Source organism: Pseudobdellovibrionaceae bacterium (genome assembly GCA_023954155.1).
In the GTDB taxonomy this organism is placed as follows: Bacteria; Bdellovibrionota; Bdellovibrionia; order Bdellovibrionales; family UBA1609; genus JAMLIO01.
In genome coordinates, this window is the sequence record JAMLIO010000004.1 from 92483 (window position 1) to 113053 (window position 20571).

Sequence of the window (20571 nt, forward strand, 5' to 3'; positions counted from 1 at the left end):
GGTCTGCCTCAATAGAGATATCTACTTACAAACTTTCTACAAAAAAAGCTAAGGAATTTATTTCTTCATCTTGGGGTCGAAGGCTTAGTTTTCTATGGTGAAGAGGTAGGCTTGGTCGAGTTCGACTTTTTGGGAGCCTGCGTAGAGTTCGCTCCAGAGACTGAATTGGATTTTGCCTCTTGTGATGACGTAAGGGGTGACTAGGATTTGGTGGGGCATGTTGGGGTCGGCCACTACTAGACGTTGGCTGGCGGAGTCTGCGCCTAAAATCAGAATGGCATGGCGAGAGTCTGTGAGGGAGGCATCCATAAACTTCACACTTCCTGCAACTAAGGCGTCACGGCTTTTAAGTAAGTAAAAGATATGGGTCGAGCTTTGGATGTCTAGGTTTCTGGCTTTAAGCCCCATTTCCTTAAGCATAAAACTACCTTCACTCATGTAGTATTGAATAAAAGTTCCTTCTCTAGGGTCCATATAAGGAAGTTCTTTAATGCTTAAAGTATAGTTAAAATATTTATCTAAAATACTTTTGACCAGTTGCGGAGAATTTTGGCTCCAATAGTCTGAAGGGGTTTTAGACATAAGGCTATCTTTGGCAATATAAGCATTAGCAAGACAAGTAGGACCACATAACCCGCCGCCTTCTTTAAGTAGTCCCATCTCCCCAAGTCTTGGGTCTGACTGATTAAGAAGCTTAGCCGTAGTGGCCAGATTTACAAACTCTTTGGCCCAATTGTTATTACCAAAATAGGTGCTTTGTAGAAGGGTTGAAGACGTAGAATAAAGATGCGCAGTAGGAACATTGTTTAAATACTTCTCACAGCGACCATATTGAGCCCATACAGAAGTATTCACTCCTATAAGCATCCAATAAAACGCAAAAAAAGAATAAAAAATATAACCCTTTATCACATTCTCAAACATAGCAAACCCTATGCCCACAAGACCGCCAGCAGAGTCCTCAGTTGCCCAAAATAGGGAGCACATTTAAAGTTAAGGTTCTTGCTTATAGATTTTAGATTACGCCTTCAATTCCAACGCAACAGAGCGGGTGCAAAGCGTCTTCGGCTTTCGTCATAACTTTTAGATTGAGAGAAACCCCTTTGGGGTCCCCCCTCAATCTAAAACCTATGCCGCAAGTCGGATACGCATTGCTCGCCTCTGAGGTTGAAATCGAAGGTGTAATCTAAAATCTATAAGCAAGAAACTTAACTTTAAATGTGCTCTCTATTTTGGGCTACGTTCTGCTTGCTAAGAGCATAAAAATTGGAGTTTCATTTTAAGATGTGAAGGCTAAGTTTTGCTTAAAATTTATCTAAGAGTTTTACATTTTTTCTTTAAAAAAGTGTCTCATTGTCTGTAAGGGGCGGTATAATTGAATTTAGTGGGATTTTGTGTCTCACTGTCTTAAGTTGAGAATTTTAAAAATCTCCTGTTTGTTCGTCTAGGATGGGCTTTCGTCGATAGTCTAGAAGGTGAGGCCTAATGTTTTATTAAGCGAGCCTAGGGACGGATCGCAAGGTATATTAAATACTGAAGCAATTTCTAAGGGAGTAGAAAATGAAAGAGAGTAGGTTTAAAAACGGTTTTAAAAATACATTACCAGCTCTAGTTTTTATTTTTGCCATGGGGTGTGGAGGTGGTAAGTCTTCCATTTCTGTTATGCCCTCTGCAGAAACCTTTGAACAGCATGATATTACAGATGTGGCTATTGATATTTTCTTTATGATAGATGACTCAGGTTCAATGGCTCCTGGACAAACTGCGATGCGTGACAACCTAAACCACTTTATTGAACTTTTTAATCAGAAAGGTTTTGATTTTAGAGTGGCTGTAGGGAAGACATCTGCTTATGGCCAAACTAACCCAGACTTCTTTGCACCAGGGCATGGCCGTCATATTTTAGGTTCTGTAGCGGCTCAAGCAGAAAGTTATGATTTGATCGATTTATTTGGGGAAACAGTCATTGGCGTAGGTGTAAGTGGTTCTGGCTCAGAAAGAGCATTAAGATCAGTACAAGATATACTTGATGAGCGAGCCTCTTCTCGTAATTTTCCAAGAGCAGGGGCCCATTTAGCTGTGATTTATATTGGTGATGAAAATGACCAATCAGGTGGAACAGTGCAAAGCTGGTATGATCAACTAGAGGCTTTGGTGAATGTTAGAGCTGCTTCTGGTTTTTCTACCCACGCTATTCAAGTGACGGGTCAACCTAATTGTACTGCGAGTTCGGGATACTATGGTGGAAGTTCAATCTATGGTACAATCCATAGTGCCGCTACAGCTGGAACAAGGATGTTTGAAATGGCAGACTTGTCATTTGGTGGGATGTCTTTAAGTATCTGTTCTAATTTTGCTAACTCTTTATCTGATCTTGGTGACGGTATTGCCTCTTTGGCTTCTGCATTTCCTCTTTCAGAAGTGTTAGATGCTAACGGAATTGCAACGTTAAAGGTTTATGTGGAAGGCTTAAACGGCAACAATCCTATTCCAAAAAGCTCCACAAATGGATACACCTACGATGCAGGAACTAATAGTATCATCTTCCATGGTTCTATGATTCCGCCTCAAAACGCCCTGATTGGTGTGAACTATACATGCTCAACCATAGGTTGTTTGTAATCTCAGTTTTAAAATGAAAGATAATAATCTTATACCTAAACTAGTGATGATGGCGGGGATATGAGAGCATCGGAAGTTCAGCATAATGTTTTAAAAATTACGGTAGCCTGTTTGCTAAGTGCATTGTGGGTCGGTTGTGGTGGTGGTAAAGCCAGAATCTCGGTTTTACCTTCTATAGATGAATTCCAACAGCATACAAATGCCGATGTAAAGATTGATATTTTATTTGTGATTGATGATTCAGGTTCTATGAAGCCTGTCCAAGATAATCTTCGTGATAATTTTGAAAGTTTTATTGGTGACTTTTATGATAAGGGTTTTGACTTCAGAGTGGCTGTAGCAAAAACTTCGGCTTATGGAACAGAGTCTGCTGCGCAAACTTCAGGAGGAAACTCTTACTATGAAGCGGGAAGAACAGTAAAGTACTTTAGATGTGGTTATGGCAATGATTGTGGGGCAGGAACTCAAAGTTATGGACAAGCATGTACAGGCACTTATAGTACAACACCCACAACGAATGGAAACGGAACTCCTGGGCCCACCACAGAACATATCTTATCTTCTTTCAATAATACACGATCTCATATGATTACAAAGTTTAAACGTAATGCGGATGTGGGGCTATGTGGTTCGGGTGATGAGCGAGCCTTTCAATCTGCAGAATCTGTTTTAAGAGCACACAATTCTAGTGGTATGGTGTCTACTGATCCTGACTTGGCCTTTCCAAGACCTGGAGCACACTTAGCGGTGATTCATGTAGGCGATGAGCCTGATGGAAAGTGGGATGCGGGCACTTCATCTAACGACGGTTTATCGGCGGGATCATTAAGAAGAGGTACATCGTCCAGCACTAATAATCTTACAGACTTACCGCGCGCCACTGCGGACCCTGTGGATGTTGAAGAACATAAATCAGTTGTAGAGGCCTATCTTGCCGCTTTAGAAGCCCATGAGCCTTCTGCAGAAGTGTCTGTTCATGCCATTCAAAATTTAACGGCTTCTGGTTCAGGAGGCGGTTGTGACCCTGCTTCACAAATTGGTTGGCCTCAACTTTATATGGCAAGTATAGCTAATGGATTTGAGATCAGTATCTGTAATGATTTTGCCACACCACTGGGACAATTGAGTGATCATATTTCTTCTTTGGCTTCAAGTTTTGAATTGAGCGAACAGTTAGACTCCAACGGAGATGATACTCTGAAAGTTTATGTGCAGGGTTTAAATGGTAACAACCCTTTGCCTCGCAATACAACCAATGGTTTTCAGTATGATATACTTACAAACAAAGTTACATTTTACGGAAGTATGGTGCCACCTCAAGGCGCTTTAATCGGTGTGACCTATACGTGCGCCACATTTGATTGTAACTAAAATATAATTATAAAACCTTAAAGACTCAAACAAGAAGTTCGGCGATGGTCACACCATCGCTTTCGTTGTAAGCTCGGCCTGAGAGCCAACCTTTAACAAAGGTATTACGAGACAAATAGGTACGCACGGACTTTTTAAGTCGGTCTTGTGTGCCGTGACCATGAATGATTTTAAGTTTTAAAAGTTGATGAGATACAGCGCGATCCAATTCTTCTTCTAAAATATCTAAAGCCTCATCAATGGTCTTGCCTCGTAAGTCGACCGTGCGCTCTGTTTCTAGGGTCTCTTTGCGGCTGTACGACACCCGAGCCCCTGCTCCTTGTAAAGAGGTTTTTTGTGAGGGGCTACTACTTCCACCAGAGCCTAAAACAATATCTGAAATAGGAACTTGAATGTGCATGGATTGCGACAAAACAGGAACCTCTTGTTTCGAGTTAGGTTTACCCTGAACGATGGCTTGTTTTTTTAAACTTTTAACAAACACAGATGTTCCTGGTGGACATTTCTTTTCAAAGTTTTCAGGTGTAAGGCCACTGTCTTCAGGTGTGGGAGAGGAGTACTTTACCACATTAGGCAAAGTGCTTTTCAGTTTTTCAAGATTTTTAATATTGTCAAATTTGGATTTGATCTCATCAAACTTGATAAGGTCTTCGAGTTGCTTCTGATACTCGTTTAAGTTGTCTTTAAAGAAAGTTTTTTTATCGCTTTCAAACTCTTGCCTAGCACGCTGAAGCCTGTCTTCGGTTTGCTTTACCTCTTGCAGTTTGTGTTTGTATTCGGCTTGCAGTTCTATAAGTTGGGCCTTGGTGTTTTCAATCTCTTCAAGGCCAGAGAACTTTTTTTGAGCTTCGGGTGTCAGGTAACCTGTAGCCCTTTGAATGATATGCTCAGATACTCCGTATCTCTTAGCTGTGGGAATAGCTAAAGATTCTCCTGCAAGCCCCATCACAAAACGAAAAGTGGGTTGAGACTTGTGCGGATCGTACTGCATGCTTCCATTGATCACGCCTTCCTGCCAGTGGGATCTTAAGGGAGCTAAGTGACTGGTGATCACACCAAACACTTCATTCTGACGATACTCCTCAATAAAGGCGCGCGCTAAGGCCGCACCTTCTTGCGCCTCGGTCGCTCCACAAATCTCATCAATCAATAAGAGTTGGTCTGGGCCCTTTAAAGAGGTGGCGTGATTGAGTTTTTTTAAATGGCCACCAAAGGAACTTAAACTGGCTTCGATGTCCTGTTCGTCGCCAATGGAGATAAAGATATTGTTAAAGAAAGGGATGATGGCTGTGCCTTGTGTGCACACAGGCCAACCCCAGCGCGCCATCTCGCAGGCCAGCCCAATGCTTTTAAGCAAAACTGTTTTTCCCCCAGCATTGGGTCCAGATAAAATTAAAATACGGTGACGAGTGTTCAGTTCCACACCGTTTGCGACCACATTGGGGCTTTCAATGACTAAAAGAGGGTTGCGGCACTCAGGTAAAAATAATTCGGTGTTATTTTCAGACCACTTAAACTCTTTAAGTTCGGCTTTGGCAGCAAACAGAGCAATGGCATGCAGGCCATCAAGTTCTTGTAACAAAAGATAAGAGGCGTGAATGGACTTGAACTCGCGGTGAATATGTTCGCTAAGTTCTTTGAGGATGCGTTCAATCTCGGCTTGAATTTTAAGTTCCACCTCTGAGATTTTATTATTCACAGGGATCGCCGTTTGGGGCTCCATAAATACGGTCTGTTTGCTTTGGCTGGAGTCATGGATGATGCCACCAAAATCATGTCGCATGCCACTGATCACAGGCAAGACCCATCGGCCCTCTCGAGTGGTGACAAAGCGATCTTGCAAGATACCCTCAAGGTCTTGATCTTTGACGATCTTATTTAAAATATTTTTGACTTGGCTCTGTAAAGATTTTTTCTCATTAAAAAGTTTAAATAAGGTTTCACTTGCATCAGAACGAATTTCGCCATTCTCTGATAGGACGATGTTGATATAGGTGAGCAAAGAATCAGGGTTGAGCAACTGGCTCTGGAGTGCAGTGAAGTAGGGAAGATGTTCAACCTGTGGGAGTTGTTCGTGAATATCGGTGAGGTCTTCAAGAAAAAGTCGTAAGTCCTTTAAGTCTAAAAGATTTAAAACCTGGTTTTTTTCTACACGTCTTAGCCAAGTTTGCACCAGATCAAGACCGTGTAAGCGCAAAGTCAACGAGGCGCCCTCTACCGTAGCTATAAATTGCAAAATCTCTTGTTGTCTTTGTGATGCGGCCTCTTTGGTGTCAAAGGCCTTTTGTGAGCCAAGCCAGTCCTTACCTCTGTCGGTAAGACATTGGGATTCAATATGTAAAAGCAGTTCCTGCCAATCAAGTTCGTTCATAATAATATTTTAGCCATCCATAAACCACAAAAACAAAAGTAGTGAAAAGTAGCAAGATCCAGTGTGCATACCAACCCCACACTTGAAAAGCCGTGGGTTTGCGGTCTTTATGATAGGGCACCTTTAAAACCTCAGCCCACTCTGATCCTAAGGTGGAAAGCTCAAGCACTTCTCCTGTTTCAAGCACGGCAGTGGTGTAGCCCGTATTTGTGGACCGTAAAAGCGGGATGCGATTTTCAATGGCTCTTCCTGCGGCGATGTAAAGGTGCTGCCAGGGCTCAAAGGTCTTCCCATACCAAGAGTCATTAGTTAAATTCACAAAAAAATCAGCGCCGTCAAGAGCCAGTTTGCGAGCAAAGTTAGGGAATAAAGCTTCATAGCATATCAGTGGGCCGATGACATACTCATCTAGCTTTCGCACTTCAGGGCCTGGTCCTTGTTGGAAGTCTGACACCATGGGAGCGAGTTTTTTAAGCCATGGAAACCACTCTGCCCCAGGCAGGTACTCTCCAAAGGCAAGCAGAATGCTTTTGTGTGTGGGAGCATCGGTCAGATGACCCTCGCGGCTCACATACAGCATGGCATTTGAAGGGCGGTCATAGCCAGGAGTGTAGTCGTAAAAACCTGTGATAAAGCTGGCAGAATAACGTTGAGCCATGTCGTAAAGCTCAGCATTTTGAACTGAAAAATTGTCTTTATCCACGTAGCTGGGATAGGCGGTTTCGGGCCAGATGATCATATCTGGTTTGACGACAGACTTGTCTAAAGCGGTCTCAGTCATATTTAAAAACTTGTTCACCACCACTTCGCGATAACGGTTTTGGTGAAGGGCATACTGTTTTTCTAAATTGCCGATGTTGGCCTGAACAAAGAGAACATTGATGCTATGGCTGGTTTGCGAAATATTAAACTGATGGAAAAACCCAAGAGTGTTGATGGAGGCAAAGGCCAGCAAAAAAGCTCCTAACCATACCTGGTAGTTCTTTTTGTAAAAAGCCATAAAAATTAAGAAGTTAAGGCCAATAGTTAAAGTGGAAATTCCGTCTATGCCCACCACATCAGCCAGTTGGACGCCAGGAAGATGACCAAATAGCCATGGGTGCCCATAATTCCATGGGAAGAGCGTGGGGAAGAAATAAGCAAAGCAAGCGGTCACAAGAGGTAAAAGGATCAGTTTAAAATGGCCACGGGTTTTGTAAGTCAAAAACTTCCAGACAAGACCCGCAAGGGCAAAGTGAATGTTAGCAAAGATGCAAAAAAGCAAAAGCACAAGTAGGGAGACGGCCCAAGGCAGATGGCCGAATTCGTGGGCTGTGTATGCGATCCAGTGAAAACCGATCAAAGTTCCGATAAAGAAACAGAGGCTTGTGCCCCAGAATAATTTTTTTGCAGGGGCCTGAATCCAGAATAGCCAGAGCGGCACAAGACAGAAGAATAAGGCCCATGGTGGAAAAGGGACGTAACTGGTGCCATGAAAAAAACCAGCAAGGATAGGCAGGCTATAAGGTTTGAGTCTTTCGATCACTTTCATGAAGAGCATTGTCGCACAAAGAGCATGTTAGGCCAACACCGAGCGAGTCAGTTTAGGGTTTGAGAGTGGAGTTGGCCTAAGACAAAAAATAAAGTCCCATGAGATTTTTAGCTTGAGACTGGGGCAGAGTTTGGTAGCCTATAACTATATATAGTCGACGTCGTCTATATATGGGAGAGGAGAAGGCATTGGAACCAAAGTATCATGGAATGGATCCGAATGGAGATCAAAAGACCACTACGAACTCAGCACATAATGGTGTTGAACAAGTTGTGGAGATGCACCTTCGTTGCCCCACTTGTTTTAAGCTTTATGCTGTGGATGCAAAAACTATTTATGTTCCCAAGCCTGAATTTCAATGCACCCAATGTGAACAAAAGTTTTGGGTGAACTTTCCTGAAGCCCTAGAGTTTTCTGAAGTGGTGGCCTTCCCTGTGGAATGGAGTGAGAACTACAATGTTTCAGCCACTGCTGATGAGATGGCAGAACTGGCCTTAGCAGAAGAACTAGAATCTAACTTGCTATCAAAGATGTCCTTTGAAACAGAAAAATTAAAATTAGATTATCAAGAGGCAAGTGAAGACGAAAACTCAGAGCGCAGTGCTTTGAAGTTTGGGATTGAATATGAAAAAAGCGTTAAAGGACCTGTGAGACCACAAGACTTAGACTTTGTTGAAGAAGAATATTTAAATACACCCGAGGTCGGTAGCGTTCAATGGTTGATTGATCGTGAGTGGGAAAAAGTGATCAATCATTATGACGTAAAAGCCTTTCACGATGGCTTTATTTCAGAGGGCAAAAAACTCAATGCCCTAGAATTAGTCTACGAAAAATACAAAAACATCAAAGAAGCAAACTCTTTTGATCCTGTCGCAAAAGCAAGATTCAAACAAGTCGAGCGCATGGTACAAAGGTACGCCACAAGCAGCAACAGCATAGACAAACCTATATCAACATCACCTACACAAAGGGGTCTAAAATCCTACTATAAATATTTACCATGGATATCCCTAGGTGTGGCAGGAATCCTAGTTGCGGCAGGCTTCAGCCACGAAAGCTTAAATCATTTAGCAGGCTTGGGCTTCGCTCTGATCTTTCTTACTGGCGCCCTCTCATTACTCAAAGAATCCGACCTCTAACACACACAAAAAAATTACAACTGAGTTCTCTTTTTGCGGGAGCTTTTTCCTAATTCATTTTAGAGTTTTGGATTATACCTTAGATTGCAACCTCCAGAGGCGAGCAATGCGTATCCGACACGCGTTGGCCTGTGGGGCCGTTAGGTCCCAGAGGGTGACGCGTGCCGAAGACGCTTTGCACCCGCTCTCTGCTGCGTTGGAAGCTAAGGTATAACTCAAACTCTAAAATGAATTAGGAAAAAGCTCCCGCAAAAAGAGAGCGTCTCATGTTGATACGCTTTTTTATCTGTTGTGAAAAAAAGAGGAGGTTTGAGATTCCTATGGGTGGTTTGTGTAACTTTTAAACAGGCTTTCAGGCTCTGTTCAAAAACAGACGAAAGTCTCAAACTAAGTCTAGTGATTTCAGGACTTTATGCCGATAGGCTTGGCATCACGTTTGCTTAAGTAAAAGTAGGCGGGGGTATTAAGATGTTAAAGCAATTGAGCTTCAGAAAGTATTCACTATTGCTCTTATCGGTTTACTTTTTAGGCGATCATATTTCAAGTCAAAGAATCAGCTCTTTAAATGAGCACGACCTTAGTCAAGCGACTGGGGCCTCTGTAGTTGCTGCACCAACAGGTATCAGAAGTACAGTTTTGACCGATGCTAACATTGCCCCTAAAAAATCTAGTAAAAAAGAGATCAATGTTCTTTTGAACGACCCTGCGATGCCTCACACTTGGGGTTTAAAACAAACAGATGTACAAAAAGCGTGGAAGATTTCACAGGGCAGTAAGAAAGTTGTAGTTGCTGTGATTGATACAGGCGTGGATATTAAACAAGAAGACATTAAAAATAACTTATGGATCAATCCCAACCCTACTAAGGGTGACCTGCATGGATGGAATTTTGTGAATGACAATAATGATCTTTCTGACAACCACGGACATGGAACGCATATCGCAGGTATTATTGGGGCTGAAGGTGGTAATGGTAAGGGGATCAGTGGAGTGTCTCCACAAGTGAGCCTTATGATCTTAAAGTATTACGATCCTAATAGTCGTGGTTCAGACAACTTAAAAAATACGATTCGTGCGATTCACTACGCTATTGATAATGGGGCGCACATTATTAACTATTCGGGTGGTGGTTTAGATTACAGCGAAGAAGAAAAAGCCGCCATTGAAAGAGCAAGACGTCGTGGAATTTTATTTGTTGCAGCTGCGGGTAATGAAAGATCAAATTCAGATATCAAGAAGTATTATCCTGCGGACTATGATTTAGATAATATCATCTCTGTTACTGCTTTAGATCAAAAGCAACAGATTTTACCTTCAAGTAACTATGGTGTGCAAACGGTGCATATCGCAGCTCCTGGAAACAATATTTACTCAACACTTCCTAATAACCGCTATGGATATATGACGGGAACATCACAGGCCACAGCCTTTGTGAGTGGTGTGGCGGCTTTGATTTTAGCTCATCATCAAGATTTAAAACCTTATCAAATTGGCGCTTATCTTAAGAACACAGGAGATTTGATTGATGGTTTGAAGGACAAGACTGCCACAAGTCGTAAAATCAACTCTTATCGTGCTCTTTCAATTTTAGGGCAGGGTATGGGTGCCACAGGTGTGATTGCGACAAACTCTTCAAATCTCAATACAACTTTTAATCCTAGTAGCCAGCAGCAAGCTAGACAGGCTCGTCGTGAATCTCAAAAAGAAGGTTCACTAGAAAGTTTTGCAAATAGCTTGTTACAAAAAATTCAGTAGGATTTTTTGTTTTATAATCCTGCGGGGAACCACTCTCCGATAGGATTGTTGTTAAGATAGCTGTAAATAATAAAATTTCTTAAAACTAGTTTGTTATAGTTGCGGGTTTCTTTATAAGGAATCTCTTCGATGAATTCAAGCCAATTGCCTTTAAATCTAGTTTTAAACCAAACTTGGGCCTTCTTTTCGTCAGCATTATAACCTGATAGTGCCATAACCAATGATTGGGAATTGCGATTGTATAGACTTCTGAGGTGAAAGCTTCCTAATTGGATGTTCTTTTCTGGTTGGTAAAGATCTAAAGAGTTTTTGTACTCCACGCCCACCTTAGGAGCGATCTCTTTTGCTAGTGAGGGCAGAAGCTGCATTAAACCTCTGGCATCAGCCCAACTTTTGGCAATGGGGTTAAAGACAGATTCTTGGCGAATAATAGAAAAGACAAGCTCGGCAGGAACTTGATACTTTTGTGCCGATTGAGTGACTAGAGTTTTGTAAGGTGTAGGAAAGAGATCGGCACAAGGTGAATCCTTTGCCATACAAAGTTCGGGTTTAAGTTTGATGTCCAAAAATAAATTGTGAGTGTCTCCATTTCGGGCCAGCAAACGTTTAACAAATAAACGTTCGGCTTTGCTAATTTTATTTTTGTACTGTTTGTAATAACTTTTTAAATAGGCTTGAGTAGCGACCACAGAAACTTCGTGGAGCTGTTTATAAAGGGTGAAGTTTAAACTGGCTGGGCGTTTTTTATAAGCCGCAGATTCTAGGTTTTCAAGTTGTGAAGAGGGAAAATCAATATTGCGGTGTTTTCTTACAAGGGCTGCATAAAAAGAAAGAGGATAGCGCTTTAAAAGTAGATCTTCGATGCCAGCGATTTCTTTTTTAATGTCCTCAGTCTGCTCCTTTTTTTGTAGCATTTCTTTGAGCCAATAATACAGACGAGACCTGCTGTCCTCGGGGTCGTTCACTTTAATGGCGTCACGCAAGGCTTGTTCGGCGATATCGAGCTTGTTGCTTTTATAGTTGTCCCAAAACTTTTGCCAATGCAAAGTTAAAAGGTCATCTAAGTTTAAAGATTTCTCTGCTAAAGCTAAATCAATGTACTTTAGCGACTCAGTAAGGTTGGAGCGCTCTTCAAATAGACGAGCCTTAATCCAATATGCAGTTTGCAATGAGATGTGAGGTTTAAGTATTGGGATCAGCTCATCTAGGGTCTTTTCGGCACTTGAAAGTGACTGATAGGTCCATAAGGTTCTGACATGGGCGATACCTATGCGGTTCATCTGTGTGGCTGTGATATTTTTTTTCTTAAATTGCTCAAGGGCAAAGTTATAATGTCGGTCAGAGGCTTTGATAAAGACCTTACCGCGCTCTTTAAGTTTATGGGTGAGAACAATTTGATTTAAGGCGCGTAATTTGCCCTCAACATCATTAGAACATTTAAAGTTGGCATCGAATAATTTTAAACTCAACTCAAACTTTCTGAATTCACGAAATTTTTGTGCACGCTCAAAGTTGGGGCGGCAGTCTTCGAGGTTGATCTTTTCGTTTGTAAGTTCATAAAGAGCTTTTTGTGCCTCTTCATTAGAGATGTTCATACTGGTTTGAGTTTCAATGATTTTATCTAAAAGGCTTTTTTGTAAGGGAGCAAAGTCGGCTTTATCAAAAAGTTTATAAAGAATTTTAATCTTGTGGTCTGAATTGGAAATACTATCTACAAAACTTAAATCTGTCTGTAAAATATCAAGAATATAACTTTCAACCCAGGGGTAATCAGACATCAGCTCAAGTAAGGAACTGATATCATTGTTTTGAATAGCTGAGATCAATGGAGAGTAGTCGGTGATTTTTTTGGTGTGAGAGGAGCTAGCTTGTGAAGCCAAAGGAATAAAAAGGGAAGATAAGAAGATAGCCGTCGATAAAAGAGGTGCGACATACGAATTAAAATAGGAATGAAAAAAAACCTTTTGCATCCATATATTATGACTTTTTTCGCACCAATGTCCACGACACTCCGGTCACAACTAAAAAGGCCCCGACCCATCCTATCCAACTGGTGTTCTCTCGAGGCATCCAAGAAATATTGAGCAAATTTCCAAGATAGATCAGGCCCAAAGTCCCGAGAGGATTGACCGTAATAATAAGACTGACACGGCTTGCGGGAGCACGCTTAAGTGCCTCTGCCAGACACCCATAACCCACAAGGGTATTTAAACCCAAAAGGACTAAGATGAACCACTCCCATGCGCCTAAACTGAGAGTTTGTTTTAGGTCGGCATTTAGGCAAAGAAGTAACCCAGCGGCAAAATAAATCACCAGATTAAGAGTTTGAGGATTCCACTGGTCGCCTAAAATTTTTTGAATCACAGCATAAGCCGCCCAAACTAGGGCTGCGACAATCAGCCAGATATTACCACTGGTCATATACACAGATTCTGCTAGCCCTATTTTATCGTAATAGAAAAAGATAAAACCTAAAGAGGCCACAATGATCCCTAACATCTGTCTGCGAGTAAAACTCTCTTTAAAAAGAAAGACGCCAGCAAGAGCTAAACTTAAAGGACCTATCTGAATCATGATTTGGGAGTTTCCAGCGCCAGTGAGTTCCACTCCTTTCATAAAACCAAAATAGTTAAAACCTAAAAAACTCCCAGCGACTAAAGCGAGCCATGGAAAGTTCTTTTTTAAAACTACGAACTCTTGACGTTTAAAAAGAAGATAGATGAGCAGCAGACCTGCAAAAGCCAGTACAACACGAAGGGCTGCAATGTTGGCGGTGGTTGTAAATGTAAGCGCGTACTTGAGTCCAATAGCTAAAACGGCCCAGCATAGGGCCGTAATCCAAGCGAACAGAAGTCCGAGGTTTCTTTCTGACATATTTATTTTCATGGGACCTTTTCTAGATCCCATCTATTTAGGTGCAGGGCCTAAAGGCTATTGACCTTTAAGGCATGGATTCTTTCTTCAAGAGGAGGGTGGGTCATGAAAAGGTGCTTGATGCCTTTTTTAGACACGCCTGAAATCTTAAGTGAAGCCACTGCGGGATCTTGTTTGCTTTGTAAAACAGTTCTGTATCCCATAGCAAGCTTTTCTAAAGCTTTGATCATTTTATTTTTACCTGCATACATGGCTCCACCATAATCAGCACGAAATTCACGACGACGTGAAAACCAATTGACCAAAATAGAACCAAAAAGAGCAAGCACAAAGCTCACAAGCATATAAATTCCAAAGCGTGCAGCCCCTCGGCCTCTTTCATCTAGTTTTGAAGCTATAATATCTGCAAGCAGTCTTGAAACAATCATGACAATCGCATTCACTACACCTTGAATCAGAGTCATAGTGACCATATCCCCATTAGCAATGTGAGCCACTTCGTGGGCTAACACACCTTCCACTTCATCGCGGTCCATGGCTTCGAGTAAACCAGAAGACACGGCCACAAGGGAGTTGGACCTAGAGGGTCCCGTTGCAAAAGCGTTAAGTTCATTAGCTGGGTAAATGGCCACTTCAGGCATTTTGGGCAGGCCCGCTTTTTTAGCTAAAGCATAAGTGGTGTCCACCAACCATTTTTCAGTAGGGTGGGAAGAGTTAGGAGAAAGCATTTCTAAACGCATAAGACGTTTAGCCATCCACTTGGAGGTCCAAAGTGAAAAGAACGCACCACCCATACCAAGAATAAGATAAAAGGTGATCACATAAGCGTAATACCCATCAAGAGGGACATTAAAATATTCACGTAAAACAAACATGGCCACAGAGGCCGTCATCACCATCAGAATGTTCACACCAAAAAATAACAGGAACCTTTTAATTGTAGCCATAGTCGTTTTGTCTCCTCTCATAATTATGAGTCAATTATGGGGCTCTTTCAGACCAGGTCAAGCTATGATGGACGACAAAACTCCACAATTTCAACTAGCTAGTTTGGGAATAACTGAAATTAAATCATAAATCTTCAGACATTTAGATTTAGATTATACCTTAGCTTCCAACGCAGCAGAGAGCGGGTGCAAAGCGTCTTCGGCCTGCGTCACTTTGTGCCGCAGGTCGGATACGCATTGCTCGACTCTGGAGGTTGCAATCTAAGGTATAATCTAAATCTAAATGTCTGAAGATTTATGATTTAATTTCAGTTATTCCCAAACTAGCTAGCTCAGTGTGAGTAAGTCTTTGTCGACTTTCAGTGCTAAAGTGGCACCAGTTTTTTTCTTGCCATTGCGAGTTCCGAAAAGAAGAGGTTCGACAAGTAAGGGTTTGATGTGTTCGTTGATGGTGCGTTGGAAAGGACGGGCTCCCATTAACGGATCAAAGCCTTTTTCGTAAAGCCATTCGATCACTTCTGGGGTCCAGGTGAGTTTGAAGTTTTTGGCTTCGACCTGAGTTTTAAGTTCGTTCATAAATTTTATGATCACATCTAGCAGTTGGTCCTTTGGAAGCGGATCAAACTTAATGATGCCTGTGAGACGGTTGATGAACTCTGGGGCGAAGAATTTTTTAACGGCATCGTCGCTAAATTTAGAGGTGCTTTCTTTATGAAAGCCCATCAGATTTTTAGAGGCTTCGCGTGCACCAAGGTTACTGGTCATAATGATAATGGCGTTGCTAAAGTTGACACTTAAACCTTTAGAGTCTGTCAGTTGTCCCGAGTCCATAACCTGTAATAAAATATTTAACAGATCAGGATGGGCTTTTTCGATCTCATCAAGCAAAATGACGGAGTGAGGATTTTCACGAATGGCAGTGGTCATCTGCCCACCTTCGTCGTAACCCACATATCCTGGAGGCGCACCAATAAGTTTGGCGACACTGTGTTTTTCCATGTATTCACTCATATCAAACTTCATAAAATGAATATTGAGTTCACGGGCAAGTTGACGACTGACTTCTGTTTTTCCTACGCCCGTGGGTCCTGTAAATAAAAAACTTCCTATGGGTCCTTGCAAAGGACCAAGGCCTGAACGGGAGAATTGGATGGCGGCCACAAGTTTTTCAATGGCGGGGTCTTGGCCAAAAATTTTAGTTTTTAAGCGTTCTTTTAAATTCTTTAAAGCATCCAGTTCATTGATCTCTGCGGTCTCTTCAGGAATCTTGGCCATTCTGGCGACCACTCGTTCAATGATTTTAGTGCTGACTTCTGTCTCTTGTAACAGTTGGGCCATGGCTCCTGCTTCGTCTATAACGTCTAAAGCCTTATCTGGCCATTTACGCTCATGCAGATGTTTACCCGAAAGATCGACGGCTAAACCGATAGTGTCTAAATCATAGGTGACCTTGTGGTGAATTTCGTAGTCTTGAATTAAACCTTCTACAATATCATAACACTCTTCGCGTGTGGGTTCGTCTAATTCTAACTTTTGGAAACGTCTGACAAATGCAGGTTCGTTTTCAAGTTGCTTGCGCATTTCAGAGGGGGTGGTGGCTCCAATAAAACGAATATTGGATTTTTCTAGATAGGGTTTTACTAGATTGGCTAAATCAGAGTTGCCTCCCGTTGTGCGTCCCGCTCCCACAAGGTTATGAACGTCGTCGATAAACACAATAGGGTTTTCAAATTGTTTAAGTTCTTTGAACAGTCCATCAATACGACTTTCTAAGTCTCCACGATATTTAGTTCCTGCAAGTAAAGCCCCGATTTGCAGAGAATACACTTGCGCATTTTTTAAGGCCTTGGGTGGCTTTTGAGTTAAGCTTTGGACAAAACCCATCACAAAGGCGGTTTTTCCTACACCTGTGTCGCCCACAATCAGGGCATGATTTTTATGTTTACGCATCAGCGTGCGATAAAGAGTACGAATCTCTTCGGCGCGGCCAATGAACTTTTGCGGGTAGTCTTTCAGATAAGCATTGAGCAGCAAGGTGTACTTTTCGACATAGGACTCCGCCCCTTCGGCTTCTTCGCCTTGTTGTGAGAGGTAATCCATAAATAATAAAGGGTCTATGCCGTTTTTTTCTAATACATAAGGGACATAAGAGTCCTCTTCGTCAAAGCTTGCGATAAGAACGTGACAAGATTGGATGCTTGATTTTCCAGCATTTTGAGCTTGGTTTAGGGCGCGGTTTAAAGTGCGATGCAAGGAGAGGGTGGGTTCAGGAGGTGTGTTGCCCGAAACTGTAGGGTTATGTTTTTGGATCAAGTCTTGAATTTCAATCAGAACGGCCTGCATATTTAGCGATGACCAGGAAAAGAATGAAGCGCCTTCTTTGGATAGACAGAACTGTTCTAGAAAGTGCTCTAGGGTGACAAATTCGTGGTGCTCAGCTAATGCTTTTTCCGTAGATTTTTGTAAAATAAGTTGAAGGTCATGAGATAACATTTAGTCTTTCTCCATTTTACATCTTAGAGGGTATTTGTGTTCTTTAGCTAGGCGTTGAACTTTAAGGACTTTGGACTCTGCAATTTCACGAGTGTACTTGCCAGCTAGACCTTGGCCCTTTTCGTGGACTTCAGTCATAATAGCAATCGCTTGAGCATTATTGTGCTGGAAGATATTTTCTAGGATATGAACAACAAAATCCATGGGTGTGAAGTCATCGTTGAGCAGAAGCACTTTATAAAAACGAGGAGTTCGGGTTTTGCTAAGTGTATCAATTTGATCATCAGATTGAGAGTGTTCTCTAATTTTCGACATACACCTTCCTTACTTTTGTCTCAATATCTACCATCACAGTTTATTTTAGCACTTGTTTTGAATTTAATCTGCTCTAGACATATCTCGTCGTCGTTTTGAACTTATAACACAAATATTTTTAGAATAAAGGTCGAGGAGGACTACCACATGGCTCGTATTTTCGCTTAAACTAGTCGATATAGTATATGAGCGTAAATAACCTACTATTTTGTACGTATACGCGGGGGGTTTAAATATGAAACGAAAAAGTCAAAAGGGTTTTACCTTAATTGAGCTGATGATCGTGGTGGCGATCATTGGGATTTTGGCCACTTTAGGTGTGCCGCAGTTCCAAAGATTCCAAGCCCGAGCCAGACAAGCCGAAGCCAGAACCAGTTTATCAGGTATCTATATGGCCATGAAGTCATTCCAAGCAGAATGGAACAGGTACTACGGAAATTTAGAAGCTATTGGCTATGCTGTTGATGGGCGAATTTTATACGATGCAGGATTTTCTGCTAGTGGTGATGGACCACCAGAGCATCCAGTAATTGAGTATAGAAGTTCAACTACAGATAAATCGCGCTTACGTAATATTTGTAGGAATAATGCAAGTTGTTCGATGATCACTCCTGCAAACAATCAAACATGTGATGCAAACGGTGAAGTTCAAACTAGTTTAAGTCGGTTTAGAGCTATTGCGAGTGGAATGGTTTCTCCAAGAGAAAGTGCTGTTTGTGACGTGTGGAGTATCACTGAGCAAAAAATGGTTGAGAACGATACTCCAGGTATCTAAATTATACTGTTGAAATCTCTAATTAAACTTGAAAAAAAACACAACTCCGCAGAAAATGGAGTTGTGTTTTTTTTATGAAAAAGATGATTTTCCAAAAACAAAAACTCTTTAAATACTTTCTGCTTCTTGCTATAGCATTTACCTTCGCTTCTGTTTTAAAAGGCATGCTGCAAGCAGTAGAAGAACGCGTTCTGCCTCCACCAGGTGGGATGGAGTATTATTCTTTTGGTTTTGAAGAGACCTTGTCAGACCTGTTATGGCTCAACTTCATTCAAAACTCCTATGAATGCACACAAAAAAAAGTCTGTGTGCACGATTGGGGATATAGAACACTAAAGCAGGCTACACTGTTAGCCCCCAAATTTAGATCGTTATACAGTTTAGGAGCTACTAACTTAAGTATTTTGGCGGACGATGATCGTGGTGCCAAAGAGATATTTGACCGAGGATTAGCCGAATATCCCAACGATTGGGAGATTAACTATCGAGCGGGTTATCATTATCTCTTAGAACTAGACAATCCCGAAAGAGCAGCCCAACTTTTTGATCAAGCCGCCAGATATGGCGCCCCCTTATGGACCAGATCTCTATCTGCTAACCTCTACAGTCGTGTCGGTCAGCTAGAAACCAGCGAGCGCATCTTAAAAGACATGTTAAACTACGAAATGGGCGAAGAATGGGAACAAGCCCTTAAAACTCGACTCGAAGAAGTGCAAACCCGCCTCCGCACCCAAAAAATCCAAGACTCCCTCAAGAACTAGCCCTCCTTTTCTGTCCGAGATCTAAGGAACTTTTTAGACTTAGACTTTCATTTAAGTTTAGACTTGAAGATTGAGATTATACCTTAGCTTCGCAGAGAGCGGGTGCAAAGCGTCTTCGGCACGCGTCACCCTCTGGGACCTAGCGACCCCACAGGCCAACGCGTGTCGGATACGCATTGCTCGACTCTGGAGGTTGCAATCTAAGATATAATCTCAATCTTCAAGTCTAAACTTAAATGAAAGTCTAAGTCTAAAAAGTTCCTTAGATCTCGGACAGAAAAGATGGGCGTCGTTAGAACCAGGATTTGCCTTTGATGTCTTCGCCTTTGTCTTTGGCGATTTCGCGTAGGGCTTTTTCTTCTTTGGCGGAGAGAGTGCTGGGGAATTTGACTTTGATTTTTAGCATCAGGTCGCCGCGTGAGCTGCCGCGTAGGGCAGGGAAGCCACGTTTTTTGATTCTTAAAATGTCGTTAGGTGAAGTTCCTGGTTTGATATTTAGGACTTGTTCGCCGTCAAAGGTTTCTACTTTTTTGTCGACACCTAGTAGGGCTTGTAAATAAGAAATTTCGATCTCGCCGTAAAGGTCTAGGCCTTGGCGATAAAACTTTTTATCTTCTTTCACGCGCAAAACAACGTAGAGATCACCCTTGGGGCCACCCTGTTTTCCTGCATCGCCTTCACCTGTCACACGCAGTTGCGTTCCATCTTCTATGCCTGCGGGAACGGCAATGCTCAGTTTGCGCATAAAGCTTTCGCGACCTGTGCCTCGGCATGTGGAGCACTTGTCGACAATCATTTGTCCTGTGCCTGAACAGTGGTGACAGCTGGTAGCAAACGAGAAGAAACCTTGTTTTTGCACAAGCTGTCCCGTGCCGCCACAGTACTGGCACACTTGCGGAGAAGTTCCAGGTTTTGCCCCACTCCCATTACAAGTGCCACAGTCTTTTTCAGATTCAAATTCAATATCTTTAGCAAGGCCAAGGTAAGATTCTTTGAGCGTGATGTCTAAAAAATATCTAAGATCAGAGCCCTTACGTGGACCGTGTCGACGAGAAGAAGAGCGTCTTGAGCCTCCCGCCGTCTGTCCTCCAAAAAAATCTCCAAAGATATCCCCAAAACTTTCAAAAATATCAGACACATCGTGAAAGCCACCAGAGTAACCTCCACCAGGACCGCCACCCATGCCCATTCCTGCATGACCATATTGATCATAACGGGCTTTTTTTTGCGGATCGCTCAAAACATCATAAGCTTCTGCTGCTTGTTTGAACTTTTCTTCTGCAGCTTTGTCACCAGGATTTTTATCAGGATGGTACTTCATTGCCTGCTGGCGATAAGCTTTTTTAATTGTGTTTGCGTCTGCGGTGCGCTCTACGCCTAAAATTTGGTAATAATCTTCTTTTGCCATAAGGCTAAATGTGGGTTTTTTCTGCAAAAGGTCAAGGGGCTCAAACAAAAAAGCGCATATTAGCATAGGGAAGAGGCAATCTAAGAACTAGAACTTGCTTAAAAATGAGACATGTCTGATCTTTATGGGATAAATTCCAAGAATTTCAGGGACTTTCCTTGACAACTGTCGGCTTAGGTTCAGATTTTAGGCGTTATAGTGTTTGTGTT

At 42.1% G+C, this 20571-nt stretch carries 14 protein-coding genes and 1 pseudogene; 6 read left to right on the top strand and 9 right to left on the bottom strand.

The window, feature by feature from the left end; translation table 11 throughout:
- Positions 1-84: 84 nt before the first annotated feature.
- On the bottom strand, positions 85-924 hold the full coding sequence (locus M9899_06225) for a hypothetical protein (GenBank protein MCO5113754.1): 840 nt from the start codon (positions 922-924) through the stop codon (positions 85-87).
- Between the two features lie 636 nt (positions 925-1560).
- Here M9899_06225 and M9899_06230 point away from each other — a divergent pair.
- Positions 1561-2622: a hypothetical protein gene (locus M9899_06230; GenBank protein MCO5113755.1), complete on the top strand. Its 1062-nt coding sequence runs from the start codon at positions 1561-1563 to the stop codon at positions 2620-2622.
- Between the two features lie 60 nt (positions 2623-2682).
- Positions 2683-3993, top strand: a complete 1311-nt coding sequence (locus M9899_06235; protein MCO5113756.1) for a hypothetical protein — start codon at positions 2683-2685, stop codon at positions 3991-3993.
- 25 nt (positions 3994-4018) lie between these two features.
- Here the strand turns inward: M9899_06235 and M9899_06240 are convergent, their stop codons facing one another.
- Positions 4019-6364: a Smr/MutS family protein gene (locus M9899_06240; GenBank protein MCO5113757.1), complete on the bottom strand. Its 2346-nt coding sequence runs from the start codon at positions 6362-6364 to the stop codon at positions 4019-4021.
- Positions 6351-7895 carry an apolipoprotein N-acyltransferase gene (lnt, locus tag M9899_06245; GenBank protein ID MCO5113758.1) on the bottom strand — a complete coding sequence of 515 codons (1545 nt, stop codon included), beginning with the start codon at positions 7893-7895 and terminating at the stop codon, positions 6351-6353. Before lnt ends, M9899_06240 begins: the two co-directional genes overlap by 14 nt.
- A 188-nt stretch (positions 7896-8083) precedes the next feature.
- Here lnt and M9899_06250 point away from each other — a divergent pair, with 188 nt between their 5' ends.
- Together M9899_06250 and M9899_06255 are read left to right on the top strand one after the other, a co-directional pair.
- On the top strand, positions 8084-9034 hold the full coding sequence (locus M9899_06250) for a hypothetical protein (GenBank protein ID MCO5113759.1): 951 nt from the start codon (positions 8084-8086) through the stop codon (positions 9032-9034).
- A 468-nt stretch (positions 9035-9502) separates the two neighbouring features.
- The gene (locus M9899_06255; protein MCO5113760.1) at positions 9503-10789 is read left to right on the top strand and encodes a S8 family serine peptidase; all 1287 of its coding nucleotides are present in this window, start codon (positions 9503-9505) and stop codon (positions 10787-10789) included.
- Positions 10790-10800: 11 nt separating this feature from the next.
- On the opposite strand, the gene M9899_06260 is transcribed toward M9899_06255, so the two are convergent.
- From M9899_06260 to M9899_06280, 5 genes are all read right to left on the bottom strand, one after another.
- A complete protein-coding gene (locus tag M9899_06260) occupies positions 10801-12759 on the bottom strand; it encodes a lytic transglycosylase domain-containing protein (GenBank protein MCO5113761.1) in 1959 nt (652 codons plus the stop codon).
- Between the two features lie 7 nt (positions 12760-12766).
- Positions 12767-13675 (bottom strand): DMT family transporter, encoded by a 909-nt coding sequence (locus M9899_06265; GenBank protein MCO5113762.1) that lies wholly within the window; start codon positions 13673-13675, stop codon positions 12767-12769.
- 38 nt (positions 13676-13713) lie between these two features.
- Positions 13714-14610 (bottom strand): protease HtpX, encoded by an 897-nt coding sequence (gene htpX, locus M9899_06270; protein ID MCO5113763.1) that lies wholly within the window; start codon positions 14608-14610, stop codon positions 13714-13716.
- A 327-nt stretch (positions 14611-14937) separates the two neighbouring features.
- On the bottom strand, positions 14938-17103 hold the full coding sequence (locus M9899_06275; GenBank protein ID MCO5113764.1) for an AAA family ATPase: 2166 nt from the start codon (positions 17101-17103) through the stop codon (positions 14938-14940).
- Positions 17104-17418, bottom strand: coding sequence for an ATP-dependent Clp protease adaptor ClpS (locus M9899_06280; protein MCO5113765.1), 315 nt, complete (start codon positions 17416-17418; stop codon positions 17104-17106).
- A 235-nt stretch (positions 17419-17653) separates the two neighbouring features.
- Between M9899_06280 and M9899_06285 the strand changes: the two are divergent.
- Together M9899_06285 and M9899_06290 are read left to right on the top strand one after the other, a co-directional pair.
- Positions 17654-17773, top strand: a pseudogene (locus tag M9899_06285) (prepilin-type N-terminal cleavage/methylation domain-containing protein).
- Positions 17774-18267: 494 nt separating this feature from the next.
- Positions 18268-18954, top strand: coding sequence for a hypothetical protein (locus M9899_06290; GenBank protein MCO5113766.1), 687 nt, complete (start codon positions 18268-18270; stop codon positions 18952-18954).
- A gap of 292 nt (positions 18955-19246) precedes the next feature.
- Here M9899_06290 and dnaJ read toward each other — a convergent pair whose 3' ends face one another.
- Positions 19247-20362: a molecular chaperone DnaJ gene (gene dnaJ / locus M9899_06295; protein ID MCO5113767.1), complete on the bottom strand. Its 1116-nt coding sequence runs from the start codon at positions 20360-20362 to the stop codon at positions 19247-19249.
- Positions 20363-20571 lie beyond the last annotated feature (209 nt).